This window comes from Acinetobacter nematophilus (genome assembly GCF_026344175.1).
Lineage (GTDB): Bacteria > Pseudomonadota > Gammaproteobacteria > Pseudomonadales > Moraxellaceae > Acinetobacter > Acinetobacter nematophilus.
In genome coordinates this window covers 44,729-59,820 of record NZ_JAPKMY010000013.1, presented here as the reverse complement: position 1 = coordinate 59,820, position 15,092 = coordinate 44,729, and the positions used below count along the sequence as shown (strand labels likewise).

The 15,092-nt window shown below is 38.0% G+C and carries 13 protein-coding genes; 5 read left to right on the top strand and 8 right to left on the bottom strand.

The window, feature by feature from the left end; all coding sequences use genetic code 11:
* Window positions 1-258: 258 nt before the first annotated feature.
* Both sfnG and msuE read right to left on the bottom strand, forming a co-directional pair.
* Entirely contained in the window at window positions 259-1,377 is a 1,119-nt protein-coding gene (sfnG, locus tag OSH00_RS18575) for a dimethylsulfone monooxygenase SfnG (protein ID WP_266131655.1), read from the bottom strand.
* A gap of 44 nt (window positions 1,378-1,421) precedes the next feature.
* Window positions 1,422-2,159 carry an FMN reductase gene (gene msuE / locus OSH00_RS18570; RefSeq protein ID WP_266131654.1) on the bottom strand — a complete coding sequence of 246 codons (738 nt, stop codon included), beginning with the start codon at window positions 2,157-2,159 and terminating at the stop codon, window positions 1,422-1,424.
* 378 nt (window positions 2,160-2,537) lie between these two features.
* Between msuE and OSH00_RS18565 the strand changes: the two genes are divergently transcribed.
* The 5 genes from OSH00_RS18565 to OSH00_RS18545 all read left to right on the top strand — a co-directional run bounded on the left by OSH00_RS18565 (window position 2,538) and on the right by OSH00_RS18545 (window position 9,562).
* Window positions 2,538-3,191, top strand: coding sequence for a response regulator (locus OSH00_RS18565; protein WP_004832028.1), 654 nt, complete (start codon window positions 2,538-2,540; stop codon window positions 3,189-3,191).
* A 230-nt stretch (window positions 3,192-3,421) separates the two neighbouring features.
* A complete protein-coding gene (locus OSH00_RS18560; protein WP_266131653.1) occupies window positions 3,422-4,660 on the top strand; it encodes an MFS transporter in 1,239 nt (412 codons plus the stop codon).
* Window positions 4,661-4,879: 219 nt separating this feature from the next.
* The gene (locus OSH00_RS18555; protein WP_266131667.1) at window positions 4,880-7,279 is read left to right on the top strand and encodes a YgiQ family radical SAM protein; all 2,400 of its coding nucleotides are present in this window, start codon (window positions 4,880-4,882) and stop codon (window positions 7,277-7,279) included.
* A gap of 118 nt (window positions 7,280-7,397) precedes the next feature.
* On the top strand, window positions 7,398-8,627 hold the full coding sequence (locus tag OSH00_RS18550) for a hypothetical protein (RefSeq protein ID WP_266131652.1): 1,230 nt from the start codon (window positions 7,398-7,400) through the stop codon (window positions 8,625-8,627).
* A gap of 410 nt (window positions 8,628-9,037) precedes the next feature.
* Complete coding sequence (locus OSH00_RS18545) at window positions 9,038-9,562, top strand: DUF2726 domain-containing protein (RefSeq protein WP_266131651.1); 525 nt, start codon at window positions 9,038-9,040, stop codon at window positions 9,560-9,562.
* 54 nt (window positions 9,563-9,616) lie between these two features.
* Here OSH00_RS18545 and OSH00_RS18540 read toward each other — a convergent pair whose 3' ends face one another.
* From OSH00_RS18540 to OSH00_RS18515, 6 genes are all read right to left on the bottom strand, one after another.
* Window positions 9,617-9,973 (bottom strand): RidA family protein, encoded by a 357-nt coding sequence (locus OSH00_RS18540; protein ID WP_266131650.1) that lies wholly within the window; start codon window positions 9,971-9,973, stop codon window positions 9,617-9,619.
* 68 nt (window positions 9,974-10,041) lie between these two features.
* Window positions 10,042-10,251, bottom strand: a complete 210-nt coding sequence (locus OSH00_RS18535) for a hypothetical protein (protein ID WP_266131649.1) — start codon at window positions 10,249-10,251, stop codon at window positions 10,042-10,044.
* A 65-nt stretch (window positions 10,252-10,316) separates the two neighbouring features.
* Window positions 10,317-11,729 (bottom strand): cell envelope integrity protein CreD, encoded by a 1,413-nt coding sequence (gene creD, locus OSH00_RS18530; protein WP_266131648.1) that lies wholly within the window; start codon window positions 11,727-11,729, stop codon window positions 10,317-10,319.
* A 118-nt stretch (window positions 11,730-11,847) separates the two neighbouring features.
* Window positions 11,848-13,308, bottom strand: coding sequence for a two-component system sensor histidine kinase CreC (gene creC, locus OSH00_RS18525; protein WP_266131647.1), 1,461 nt, complete (start codon window positions 13,306-13,308; stop codon window positions 11,848-11,850).
* A gap of 9 nt (window positions 13,309-13,317) precedes the next feature.
* Window positions 13,318-14,031, bottom strand: a complete 714-nt coding sequence (creB, locus tag OSH00_RS18520) for a two-component system response regulator CreB (protein WP_266131646.1) — start codon at window positions 14,029-14,031, stop codon at window positions 13,318-13,320.
* A 449-nt stretch (window positions 14,032-14,480) separates the two neighbouring features.
* Complete coding sequence (locus OSH00_RS18515; protein ID WP_004832014.1) at window positions 14,481-15,080, bottom strand: SPOR domain-containing protein; 600 nt, start codon at window positions 15,078-15,080, stop codon at window positions 14,481-14,483.
* Window positions 15,081-15,092 lie beyond the last annotated feature (12 nt).

The following is a 15,092-nucleotide window of genomic DNA, read 5'->3' as shown; positions in this document are numbered from 1 at the left end:
TTGATCAGCTATTTTCCAAGATCAAGCTTGTTGAGTATATGTATGCGAATATAAATATTGAGATCAAAATAGATGATTAAAACAAATCAACAGGTAAACAACGATGTTTTATAGCTGATTTGAATGTTGGCACTGAATGATCATCATATTTACCGCTGTAAAAAAAATCCCTCAAGCCGAGTCATGAGGGATAAGCTGCAAATTTTGTTTTAGTTGTTTATTGTTGTTTTCTACCGCACAAACGGTGACTCTAAATAATCAGGCTGATTTCGCAGTAATGAGTGCTTTTTGTGCTTCTTCTAGCTGACGCACCAAAGGCAGTACTTTTTCACCAAAATATTCGACTTCTTCAATAAAATGTAAGAAGCCGGATAGGACCAAATCAACACCAATACTTTTTAACTCAACGATACGTTCAGCAATTTGTTGAGGTGTACCGATCAAATTGGTTTTAAAACCGTCATTGTATTGGACCAAGTCTTCAAATGTTGATTTTGCCCAGTTGCCTTCACCTTCTTTAGAGGCGGCGCCTGCTTCACGGGTGGCATCACCAAAAGCATTGACTGCTTCAACATTGGCTTGATCAATAATTTCTTGCAACACTGCTTGGGCTTCTTCTTCTGTATCACGGGCAATAATGAAAGCATTGACCCCAATTTTTACTGAATGACCATTGAGCTTGGCTTTTTCTCGAATGTCATCAATTTGCTTCTTTAATTCTTCAGGAGTATTGCCATTGGTAAAATACCAATCAGATACACGAGATGCCATATCACGTGCTGCACGAGAACTTCCTCCCTGAAATACTTCAATATGAGGTTTTTGCAAAGGTTTCGGTTTTAAAGTGTAATCTTTAAACTGATAATATTTACCATCAAAACTATAGTTGTCCGTGGTCCAGATGCCTTTTAATGTTCGAATAAATTCTTCAGAACGTACATAGCGCTCATCATGTTCAGGCCAAGGTTCACCGATCGCATCAAATTCACCACGAAACCAACCACTCACTACATTAATAGCGATACGACCATTGGTCAGATAGTCGATTGTTGCCAATTGTTTGGCAGCCAAAACAGGCTTCCAAGGTCCAGGAAGGATCGCAGCAATGACTTTTAATTGGTCTGTTTTAGCCAATAAAGCATGACTAAAACTCACAGACTCATGCTGATTTTCAGCGCCATAGCCAGCGGTGAAACGGATTTGGGTGAGGGCATATTCAAAGCCATTTTTTTCAGCAGCTTGAGCCAAGCGGACATTATAGTCATAGCTCCAGTCGGTACGCTGTTCAATATTACTGACCACTAAACCACCACTGACATTGGGAACCCAATATGCAAACTTAATGGCTGGATGATGGTGTGATGAAAACTGTGACATAACATGACCCTCTATTTTTATTGTCTGCGGATACGAGGTTGCAATTAAGCAACCTGTGATTGTGGTGATTTGGACTTTGCATGCAGACGAGATTCTGCTGCATCCAAGTCTGGGACTGCTGCTGAAGGCAGAACCTCATCTTGCTCGATTTGTTTGTTAATCCCTAAGTTTTGAGTGGCCTGTTCAGTCTTTGCTTTGACAACCTCAGCGCGTTGCCCTTTTGCAGGTGCCCATTCCAAAATTGGCAATGCACGTGCTACAGCCAAAGTAATACGATCTTGAATATGTTCGCTCTTAATGGTGTATTCAGGCGTGAAATCACGATCGGTTGCATAGACACCAATAGGCAATGTTTGTGCCTGGAAAAAGCTGAATAATGGACGGAGTTGATGTTCCAATACCAAAGCGTGACGATCGCTTCCACCTGAAGCGGCCAGTAATACAGGCACATCGACCAATGCTGTTTGTTCAACAAAGTCAAAGAAATGTTTGAATAAACCTGTGAAAGACGCACGATAGACTGGTGTGCCGACAATCAAGGCATCTGCTGCTTCGACTGCTGCCAAATCAGCTTGTACACGTTGTGGAAGCTGGTTACGATAAATTGCACCACCAAGTAAATGACCAATTTCACTGAATTTAATAAAGTGCACATTGATCGGCGTTGCTTGACCGAGCTCATCTAAAATGGCTTGAACTAAACTTTCTGTTTTGGAAGGGTTATTTAAGCCCCCTGATACAGCAACAATATTCAAGGGTTTTTGTTGAGTATAAATAGACATGTTGGCAACCTAATAAATTGGATCTCGGAATGCCATTCATTAATCTATATTTCAGTGAAGTTGGTAAAATAATGAAAAACAGATTGGTTATCAATTTTTGAGATAAACACAAAAAACCGCAGATATTTCTTGGATTTGATGATTAAGCATATGAAGTTAAATGATATTACCTATGAGAATAAGCAATTCTTTTTTATGTGTTTATTTTATATTTAAAAGTGATATTTAAATCTGTATTTCGATAAATAACCGAAAAATAGTAGGGAATTCTAATTAAAGCACACAAATAATTCAAAAATTCGTTAATATTAACGTATCTTAAATAGCAATAGTGCGGTTAGAATAAAAGAACTGTGCTAGAGATCTCTCACTTCGCTTATGAATATTTTAATCGTTGATGATCATCCACTGTTTCGCCATGCGTTAATTCAGGCGGTTCGTTATAGTTTGCCACAGGCTCAAATCAGTGAAACTGCGGCTGTTAATGAGTTTTATGAGCGTTTGGAAAATGGTCCAGAACCAGATTTAGTCTTATTGGATTTAAATTTACCTGGAGCATCGGGTTTCTCTGCATTGGTTCATGTTCGTGCACAATATCCTGCGATTCCAATTATTGTGGTTTCAGCCCACGAAGAAGCCTCGATTATTCAACGTGCGATTGCACACGGTGCAATGGGTTATATTCCGAAGTCTGCACATCCAAGTCACATTGGGGAGGCGATTCGTCAGGTATTAGAAGGCGAAATTTGGTTGCCGCCAAATTTACCGACTGCGAATATGAATTTTGATCCTCGTGCTGCAGATGAGACAGCTTTAGCAGAACGTATCCAATCGTTAACACCGCAGCAATTCCGTGTCTTAATGATGGTTGCCGAAGGTTTGTTAAATAAACAGATTGCGTATGAGTTGGATGTTTCTGAAGCGACCATTAAAGCCCATGTAACCGCAATTTTCCGTAAGTTGGGCGTACAAAACCGTACTCAAGCTGTTTTGGCAATCAATGCTCTGAATATCGAAGAGAAGAAAGTTTAAGTTTTTCTGATGATTTATGAACCCTGGAAAAATTCCTAAAAATTACAAGAAGAGTGTATTAAAAATATGCTCTTTTTAATCCATACATCCTATTAAAAACTTATTTAATTAAAAATATATGCTTATCTGGATTGTATCGAACCTGCCACAGTAGCCTATTCTTTACGATACTTTTCATTTTTATCAATCCTTTAAAATAAGCGTATACTGGACAGACATGAGGAATAACTATGTCTGATGCAGCTGAATCTACACCCTATATTGAGTATGGTACTCGCCCTTTTCAAGCGATTTTACTATCATTATTTCTTGCAGGATTTGCGGTATTTTCATCATTGTATTGTGTACAACCGATGATGCCTTTTTTAGCAAAATTCTTTCACGTTACCCCTACACATAGCAGTTTCCCACTTTCATTCTCCACCATTGCATTGGCTTTAGGGCTTTTATTTGCCGGTCTAATCTCTGATCGCTATGGTCGTAAACAGATCATGGCAATGTCTTTATTTTCGACCGCAACCTTGTTGTTAATAAGCGCATTGCTACCCTATTGGGAAATCTTTCTAGCAACAAGAATGATGATTGGTTTAGCCGTGAGTGGTGTTGCTTCTGTTGCGATGACCTATATAGGTGAGGAAATCGCACAAAAAGATGTTGGCTTTGCGATGGGGCTGTATATTTCAGGTACTGCGATTGGTGGTATGGGCGGGCGCTTAATTGCGGGTGTTTTATTGGATTATATTTCATGGCAAACAGCCACCATGATTATTGGTCTGCTTAACTTATTGATCGCAATAACATTCTATATTGCACTACCTGCCTCCAAGCACTTTAAATCTTATCCCATCCAATTTTCTCGATTTATCGAATCGTTCAAGAAAAATCTCTCTGATGCAAAATTAAGATTGTTATTTATCGAAGGTTTTATTTTGATGGGATGCTTTGTCACTGTATTTAACTACATGAGCTACCATCTTTTAGAAAAACCTTTTGAGCTGTCTCAGACTTGGATTGGTTTAATTTCGATTGCCTATTTATCCGGCATTTACAGCTCACCACGTGCAGCTGGCTGGAGTCGTCGTTTTGGACGTGCCAAGGTCTTAATCGCCATGTTTTTTAGTATGGCGATCGGGTTGTGGGTGATGTTCATTCCATCTTTGTGGACAGTGCTTATCGGACTATTTATTTTCACTTTTTCTTTTTTTGCGGCACATTCTACTTCCAGCAGTTGGGTGTCTATACAGTCTTTACAATATCTTGCAGTTGGTTCTTCACTGTATTTGTTCTGCTACTATCTGGGTTCAAGCCTTTTGGGAAGTGGTAGTGGCTTGGTTTGGGAAAAATATGGTTGGTCGGGTTTAACCCTGAGCATAACTGTTGTGTTGGGGATGGGGATGGTGGTCGCTTTAAAACTGAATCAAATGCAGAAGCATTCCGAGTCAGATTCAACAAAGCTTGAATCGAATTAATCCGTCTCCAGGTTTTATGGATTGATTCACTCACCTCATGTAAAAACAGCTTATTGGTCTGGTTTAGCCATTTGAATGAACTGAAAATGGATAAGTTGCAGCTAAAAAAATAAAATGTTTACTTTTTAATCAAGCAACATGAGCAAAATTCATGGTAAAATGATTGGCTTTCATCTTAGATCTCTCCCGATCGCCAACTGCCAATCGAGAAAACTCACCATGTCGACCGCTTATACTGCTCAGACAGCGCCTGTTGCGTTGTTTGATTATGACAAATATTGGGCATCGTGCTTTGAACCAGCACCGTTTTTGCCTATGTCTCGCGAAGAAATGGATCAACTCGGTTGGGACAGTTGTGACTTTATTTTGGTGTGTGGGGATGCATATATTGACCATCCTTCATTCTGTTCAGGGATTATTGGTCGAACACTTGAAGCGCAAGGCTTCCGTGTCGGCATAATCGCTCAACCAGACTGGACATCTGCTGAAGCCTTTAAGGTTTTAGGTAAACCAAACATTGCTTGGGGTGTTACAGCGGGTAATATGGACTCGATGATTAACCGCTATACTGCAGATCGCAAGATTCGTTCAGATGACGCTTATTCTCCAGACAATGTACCGAATAAACGTCCAGATCGTGCTGCAACGGTTTATTGCCAACGTTGCCGTGAAGCATTTCCAGACGTACCCGTGTTATTGGGTGGCATTGAAGCTTCTTTACGTCGTATTGCTCATTACGATTATTGGTCAGATAAAGTTCGCCGTTCAGTTTTGATGGATTCGAAAGCGGATTTATTGATGTATGGCAATGGTGAGCGGTCGATAGTTGAAGTGATGCATCGCCTTGCCAAAGGTCAAAAAATTCACGAAATTACTGATGTCCGCGGTACAGCATTTATCGTTAATAAGAGCAATCGTGCTTCAAAAGCCAAATTTGTTGAAATTGCATCCAATGATGTGGATTCAATCGGTCGAGTTGATCCGATCATCAACCCGTATGTGATGACTGAAGATTTGGATGGCTGTGAAATTGAGCAAAATAAAGGAAATTCTTTAAGCCAATATCAAAACTTCCAAAAAGAATTGGTGGCCAATCCTGTGGTACGTGAAGGCGATCATCTGGATGAAAATACCCAGATTGTACGTTTACAACCTGCATCTAAGGCGATTAAACATAAGTTACCACCTCGTGAGTTGGCTGTAATTCGTTTACCTGCTTTTGAAGAAGTGGCTGAAGATCCAGTGTTGTATGCACATGCAAATCGCATTCTACATTTGGAAACCAATCCGGGAAATGCGCGTGCCTTGGTGCAGAAACATGGTGAGCGTGATGTGTGGCTCAATGCTCCGCCAATTCCATTGACTACCGAAGAAATGGACTATGTGTTTGATCTGCCTTATGCACGTCTACCACATCCTGCTTACGGTAATGCACGTTTCCCTGCCTTCGACATGATTAAATTCTCAGTGAATATCATGCGTGGCTGTTTTGGCGGGTGTACGTTCTGCTCGATTACAGAGCATGAAGGACGAATTATTCAAAACCGTTCAGAAGAATCCATTTTGCGTGAAGTAGAAAAGATTCGTGATACAGCACCGGGCTTCACAGGCATTATTTCTGATCTTGGTGGTCCAACGGCAAATATGTACCGTTTACACTGTAAAGACCCAGAAATTGAAAAAAATTGCCGTAAACCTTCATGTGTTTATCCAGGCGTTTGTCAAAACTTGCATACGGATCATGCACCTCTCACCCAGTTATACCGTAAAGCCCGTGCAATCAAAGGTATTAAAAAAATTCTGATCGGTTCTGGCTTACGTTATGATCTTGCGGTACTGAACCCTGAGTATGTCAAAGAGCTGGTTCAGCATCATGTGGGTGGCTATTTGAAAATTGCCCCTGAACATACCGAAAAAGGTCCATTGTCAAAGATGATGAAACCTGGAATCGGGACCTATGATCGTTTTAAACAGATGTTTGACCGTTTTAGTAAGGAAGCAGGTAAAGAACAGTATCTGATACCTTACTTTATCGCTGCGCATCCAGGAACTACAGATTATGATATGATGAATCTGGCGATCTGGCTCAAGAAAAATGGTTTCCGTGCCGATCAGGTTCAAACTTTCTATCCATCACCGATGGCAACTGCGACAACGATGTACCACACCAACAAGAATCCGTTGGCGAAAGTGGCGCGTTATACTGAAAATGTCGATATTGTTAAAGGTGAAAAGCGTCGTCGTTTACACAAAGCATTCTTACGTTACCATGATCCAAATAACTGGCCTTTATTACGCGATGCCTTACGAGAAATGGGACGTGCTGATTTGATTGGTAACTCTAAACAGCATTTAATACCGACCTATCAACCACAAGGTACTGAAGGTCAGTATCAATCTGCACGCAAGAAAAATTCGACATTTGCAGGTGACTCACAAAAACGCACGGGTGAAAATACTGTACGATCTCAGTCACGTCATGCCACTCAGTCAAAGCGTCCTCAAAAAGGACAAGTCTTGACCCAGCATACAGGCTTACCACCGCGGGAAACAGGGGATCGTAAAAAGCCTTTGGGTGGAAACAGCAAAGGAAAATCTAAGCCGAAAAATAGAGTTTAGATTCTGTTTTAGATAATCATAAGAGAGGATGCATGAGTATCCTCTTTATTGATTTTAATTTAGACAAAATATATATTGAAGATTGATTTCAAGGTTGTATATACCTTTACACTTAAAAATGATTCAAAGTAAAGTAGATAAAAGATTTACATGTGATGAATACGTAATTCAACTTAAAGCATATAAGGCAAAAATTCAACAAAGGATTATTGAATGGAAATTTTGTCAAACAGATATAGATGCTTTAAATTCAGTAAATCATAAAAAACTTATAGTGAAAGAATTGAATTCACATGAAGTTTTTCATTGGCTAACAAAAAGTAAAATAATATGGGTAGATGAGTTACAAGAGTATTTACAGAATCAAGAATTTGATCTTAAGGAACCATTTTGGGTTGCGACACACAATAGATTGGGCAGCTCCCATGTTTCTATTTTTAATAAATATATAGATAGCATTGATATAGGTGGAAATACAGCTGCTCCTGATTGGAAGTGGTATGATTATAATGATTATTACAATCCTAATTTTAAAATTTATAATGATGTTTGTATTAATGCTGATGGTTTAAAAAAGATAGAACTTTGGAACTATCCGGAAGAGCAATTCCCACCTGTATATGATCACGATACAGTCTATGATAAAAACACGAATTTGGTATACATCACTGGTGGTCTTGGTTCAGGAGAGCGACAGAAAAAAAATATCACTGAAATTTATCAGCTAAACTTAGAAACTAAAGATATTGAACATGTAGACGCTTTGGGCGAATCTCCACTCTGCTTGCATAAACATCATGCAAAAATGTGGAATTATGATTTAATTGAAATGAGAGGTGGAAATATTCTCAAAAATGGTAGAGCGATTAAAAACTTATATGTTTGGTATTTCAATCTAAAAACAAAGACATGGTTAAAACAAAAACATGAAACATACCAACATTGGTTAATTACATCATCTGATAATAATCAATTATTTTTAGATATTTCTAGAGAAATTTTAAAAATGGAAAACGAAAATTTTTATCCATTTGAATTTATTGAAGAATATAAGCAACATATTTTCAAAAATTATGGGTATCTGCCTGATTATGGAATATATCCAAATTTATATCGGCCAGAAAAACAAATGTATGTTTCTGAAGCTACAGGTTATAACGATCTATATCCTTCCTATGCTTGTATCTTGAATGGCCAAGTCTATCATTGTTTTGAAGGTTATAATCGAATTGAAATTGCTTTTCAGAGTTCTACCTCAAATGAATTTCAAGAATTTATCATTGATGACTTAAAATCAAAATTAAAACAACTATCAGGTCATGAAATATTTACTGAAAAAGTTGCTTAATAGAAGCAAAGATTAGAGAGTGCTCTATATAAATTCGATTTGACCATTTAAAATACAAATCTGTGGATAACCATGCTTAAACTGTTGAAAAAAAATGTGTACTAAAAGTACACAATTCATTCTTTTAATTGTCCTACAATCAAACTAAAGTTTTATCGGATTTAGTTGTATTCGTAATAGATACAAGGTATAAAAGCCATAAATCAATTCATTTATTTGTAAGAATAAATGAGGAAAATAAATAATAGTTCAACAAATATTTAAAAACCGTGATATGAGTTGTTATTTTTTTAAATAATCAAATTTATATCTCATATGTGACGTTGAGCTGATAGTAAAAAAGTATCTTAAGATACACAACAACTGGTCTTGTTTGACCAAATTATAATAAAGAATTAGGAAGATGAAACATGGACATATTGATTGTTGCGAGTTTGATACTATTTGCCGTCTTGATCGTAATTGCTTATAAAGGATTGAAAAATAAGCAGCAAGTTGACAGTGCTCTGCGTAGACGAGCAGTATTCAATTCACATGAACAGATTACTTTTACTCGATTAAAAGAAATTTTACCTGAAGCCAATATTTTGGCACATGTCTCTTTTGATGCATTACTCACAACTAAATATCTACATACGCGTCGTAAATACCAGCAAATGTTTGCAGATTTTGTTGTACTGGATAAAGACTGTAAAGTTTTGGCTGTGATTGCTTTGGAAGATATCAATGCAATTAAACGTAACAACCAAAATACTTATAAAGATGCCTTGTTACAATCTGCCGGCTATCGCGTCATTCGTTATTTGGGTATTCCTGAATATCAGGATTTGCGTGAAGATTTTTTAACAGAATTCGCTGAAATGAGCCAATCTCATGTATTAGAGGAACAACTGTTGGGGAAGTTTGATCTTTATTCTAATCGTGTATATGGCTGATGAAAAATGCATGTTGAGACATGCATTTTTAACTGTTTGAATTAATTTTTACAATTATTCTGGTTTTACTGCAACTACTGTCATTTCAACCAAAACATCGGGTCGATAAAGTTTAGCTTCAACGCAAGTTCTTGGAAGCGCTTCAATATCTGAACACCAGGCGTCCCAAACTTCATTCATTGCCGCATAATCATTTTCAATATCTTTTAAAAAGATCATCACAGACATGATGTGGCTTTTGTCTGTTCCTGCATCTGCAAGAAAACGATCAATCATATCTAGAGTTTGCTGGGTTTGCCCTTTGATATCCAAATTTAAATCCGTTGCCAATTGACCTGCCAAATGGACTAAATTGCCTGAAATCGCAATTTCAGAAAAACGCTTTTCTACATGCAAACGTTGTACAGTCATGATTACTCTCAAATCTTGTTTATGGTTTAAATTTTACGTGATCAAGATGCATCTGCAAACCAACTTTGTTATGCGTGAGTAAAAGTATCGATGCGAATTAAAGTTTTGTGTTTAAAAATAATCAAACAATCGTATTCAGGGCAAATGATCAGACTACCTAAATTCAAAAACTGAATTTTTGCAATGCGTAATTGATTTAAGCAATATGCAAATGAAGATTGTAAAGGGCAAAGTTGCTGCAGTTGTGCTGGCGCTTTTTGTTTGATGAAAATATTCATGACTATCTCAATGAACTTAAAAATATGATAAAGCAGTGAATGGTGGAACATTCACTGCATAGCAATTAAGGTTGAGGAGGGGTGTAGGATTTGAGTATCCGTTCTGGCTTATGGTTGATTTGGTACCAGTCAATATGACGTGTAATGAACATAACGACTGCAAGTAATACAAATGAAATAACGGAACCGATTAAGAAAGTTTTGCCGGATGACTGTAATAACATATACATCACGGCATAAAGTGAACTTAAAATCACACTAAATAGAGCAGCAGCCTTAAATCCTTTCATTACATAGAATAAATACCATGTCATCAGCCCAACACAGGCAATACCTGCAACAAGATATGCCCATGCAAAGGCATAATATTCACTGATGGAAAGAAGCAGAACAAAGAAAATGCCTTGAGCCATCGCCACCAAAGAATATTGGATTGGATGAATACGCAAGCTTTTTAGGATTTCAAATAAAAAGAAACAACCGAAAGTAATGATGATAATCACAATTCCATATTTGATTGCACGGTCCGTTTGAGTGTAAACATTGACAGATTCTAAGAATTCGGTTGATAAGCCAATACGTGGATTTTGTTCAGCCTCATAGGTATTTTCTTGAGTGTAGTACCCCTGATTGAACTGGCGAATGCAATCACTGCTATCACATTCAATCAGTTTGTTGATGTTCTGCTGTCCCAACGCGATATTTTTCCAGTCTGCGCTGAATTGTTGATGACTACTGGTTTTGGCAAAAGGTAAATTTTGTCCTGAATACTTGGTATCCGCCCAATTACCTTTTGCTTGATATGTGACACTTCGACTGGTTGGAACCAATGTAAATTTACCAAGGCCAGTAAGATTGGCGGTTAAATCAAAACCAAAACCATTTTGAATGGTATTGATCAATTCAGGATGATTTTTTATAGCAACACGCATAAAGTCAAAACCAGAAGCATCACTGCCTTGGGGACTCATTTCAAATAGGTAATTTTTATTGAGTATTTTTAATGTTGGCTGAGTATCTAAACCTCGAGGGTCATGTACAGGAAACATGATTTCTGCTCGATTCCATTGATAGTCTTTATCTTCCAGTATCGGCTTTTGAAAGACGCCTTTGGCAGTTAAATTTGCAGTATAGCTAATCGCTCTGTAGATCGTACGTTTATAAGTATCGTCGGAAACCTGAAAATCAGATGTCCACTGGGTACTGTCTGCGCTGATATATACCCAATGTTCTTCAGTGCATGAATATGCGACTTTTTTGTCATCCAAACAGGTTTTAATTTCATTATAGGGTATACGAATATACGGTGAAATAATGGTTTGTGGGCTGATGTTGTTTTGTGAAATTTCCCTAAGAAAAGCTTGCTGATATCCCTGTCGTTCTGAGACAAGTGTAGTAATGAATAGTAAACCTATCCAAAACAGTGCAATCAAAATAGCAATTGCAATAATTTTAAAGGTAAGAAAATTGGATCGCATCACGGTGTTCCTGAGCCGTTATTTTTGTTGCTCTCAGTGTGCAAAGCCGAAATGTGTTTTGTTTGAGCTGACTTTGTGTTTTATGTGAAGTTTAGGTGAACAATTCAAACTGTTTTAATTAAAGCAAAATCTTGACCAATACGCCTTGTTGATGAGATTGTAGAATTGGCATCTGATTTTCTTCAATATTTAGAATATTAATCTGACCATGATGTTGCTCAATGACTTGCTGAACAATACTGAGTCCAATACCAGAGCTGCGTTGTTGGCTTATTGGACGAGGAAGGGAAAAATATGTATCGAAGACTTGTGTAAGGGCATAATCAGGAATCCATACGCCTTCGTTAAAGATATTTAACTCAATATGTTGAGGGGATTGCCGATGCAGTTGAATCAGAATTTTTGCTGAATCCTGAGAAAAATCCAAAGCATTGTCTAAAATATTGGCGAGCGTTTGTTGAATCCAGAAACGATCTGCATGGATCATACAATCGGCTTCAATATCGAGCAGGCACTGAATTCTTTTAGTCTGCATTTGGCTGGCATGCTGATCTAAAGTCTGCTGAATTAAAGTGGATAAATTAAAATTTTGAATCTCAATTTGATGCCTTGATTTTTCTAAGCGCGTCAGCAACAACATACGGTCAATCAGGTTCTGTAAACGCTGACTTTGTTCATGGATATGCGTGGCAAAGTTTTGTTGATCCCTTAAAGGCAAATCTTCTTTGAGTAACTCAGCACTGGCTTGAATCGCGGTTAAAGGGCTTTTAAGTTCATGGGTGAGCGTGTTGACATAATGTTCAACATAAGCACGGTCTTCGAGTTTTTCACGCATATCTTCGACGGCTTGAGCAACTTGATTGAGTTCTTTGGCGGAACGAAAATGTGGTGTCTGATTGACAGGGGCCAGTGCTTGAGCATATTTACGTACGCGATCGATACTGTGTTTAAGCCAATAGGCAACAAGACTGGCTAAAAATAAACTCAACAAAGTGATCCATATAGCTTGGCGAATCAGTTGATTTTCAGCACGTTGGATGTAGGGTTGTACGGATATATTAGGCTTCCCAATGCTGACCACTCCAATTAATTTTTGTTGCTGACCCAGTTGATGGTAGATGGGGGCGGCAATAAACATGGTGCTGCTATTACTATCTTCTTCATAACTTCGGGTTGAACGAACACCATATTTGCCTCTTAATGTGAGATAGACATCATTCCATTTTGAATAGTCTTGTCCTGTTGCAATGCCTTGTGAATCATAAATCACTATGCCTTTTTGATCAGTGATATAAATTTGTTGATTGATTTCATTCTTATTGTGTTGCCAAATATTGGCATTGATTTTTCGATTGAGCGCTTTTTGGATTTTTTCATCAAACTGGGGGGTACCAACCTTATTTTCGTAGACATCTTCCGCCACCAACATGGCGATAATATTGGCATTTTCAGCAAGAGTATCTTCAACAACCTGTCGTACATTAGGTTTTACTTGCTGGTTAAAGGTATAGGACATAAACCATAAACCGAGCAAGATAATTAACCCGAAGAAGAACCAAATACGGATAAATATCGACATGCTTTATCCTTACCTTTTTAGGCTATAACCAAAGCCACGGTGAGTTTCAATGGGATCTTGTTCAGCAGAAATTTGTTTAAGTTTATTCCTTATACTCTTGATATGGGTGTCAACCGTTCGATCTAGACTGTGTTCAGGATGTTCCCAAACCTGATCCATCAATTGTTGACGGCTAAATACTTGCTCAGGATGTTGAATCAGCAGTTTAAGTAAACGATATTCATAACGTGTTAATTGCAGTACAGTACCCAAGTATTGAATCTGCAAAGACTCATCATTGCATTGCCATGTTTGAGAATGTTTGGATATCGAAGGGGACGTGATTTGCGTATTTTGTTGAAGCTGATTTTGAATCTCCATTCTTCGCCAAATGGCTTTGATTCTAGAGACAATTTCTCTTGAGCTAAACGGTTTAGTGCAATAGTCATCTGCACCAATCTCTAAGCCAACAATGCGATCAATTTCATCATCACGTGCAGTCAGAAAGAGTAGTGGGGTGTGATTGAAATGGCGAATTTTTTTACATACATCAAAGCCATTTAAGTCCGGTAAACCAATATCTAAAATGATAAAGTCGAAAGTCTGTTGTTGAATATAATTAAGGGCTTGGAGACCTGAATTTGCCCATGTGACTTGCCACTCTTCACGCTCAAGTGCGTAGCGTAATGGCATAAGTATAGCTGCATCATCTTCAACGCATAAAATCTGCTTTTTATGACTCATTGCAATTAAATATTGATCATCTTGTGTTGAGTGTACTGAAATTGAAATCTTTAGGCGAATGAATTTTAAGTGAAGTTTAAATGAAGATTTTCTAGGAAAAGGAAAGGATTATTTTAGGAAGAGTAGCGGATGATGCAAATACGGATTTACCCATGCCAAGTTCGGAGCGCCCTGTAATGTTCGGATTTGATCGTCACGCCAACTACAGGACAGCAAATCAAGAGTATTGGTGACTTTTGATCTCTCTGCGGATACATGGGTAATGTATTGCGGGACGTAGATTACTCTAATTTTGATCGGCTTGGGTAAATATTTAGTCGAATTATATTTTTTTGAGTAAAAAATAGGCGGATAATTTGAACAGATGGAACAGTTAAAATTTGAATTAAAAACAGGATGCTAAGACATTCTGTTTTTAATAAATAGCTTAATTCAATGGGGAAGAGAAATTAACGTTTAACCACAATCGAATCTATTCCGCTATGCTGTAGGGTTTGCTGTGCGATGACCGCAGCATTTTGTGACTCGTATGGACCAGAAATCACGCGATACCAAGTCTTGCCACCTTCAGTACTTTGTACAACATCAGCAGATAAACCATTTAAAATAATTTCGGCACGACGAGCATCTGCGGCATCGGGATCATCATAACTACGAACTTGCAGGATGTATTCAGGTTGGGCTGGTGCTGTTCGCTCAGCATTTACACCGACATCTACATTGTCTGTTTGAGTTTGAGAAGGTGCTTCAACAATCACAGGTTGCTGCTGATTTCTATTTTCTGGAACCGCTTGTTCAGGAATCGGTGTGACTTGTTGTTGTGGCAACAGATCATAAAAGCGGTAGTCTTTGTTGGTATCTTCTTGATAATGTTCAGATGTAATTTCATTTCGAGGTTGAACAGGTGCCCATGGTTTCCATAGCATCAGTGCGACACCAAAACTTAACACGATTAAAATGACCACAAGCATCCCTAACCATTTAGGAATCAATGGTTGTTTAGGTTTGGTTGGTCTTTCAGACACACCGCGTTGCGTTTTTCCAAACACGAGAAATCCTCT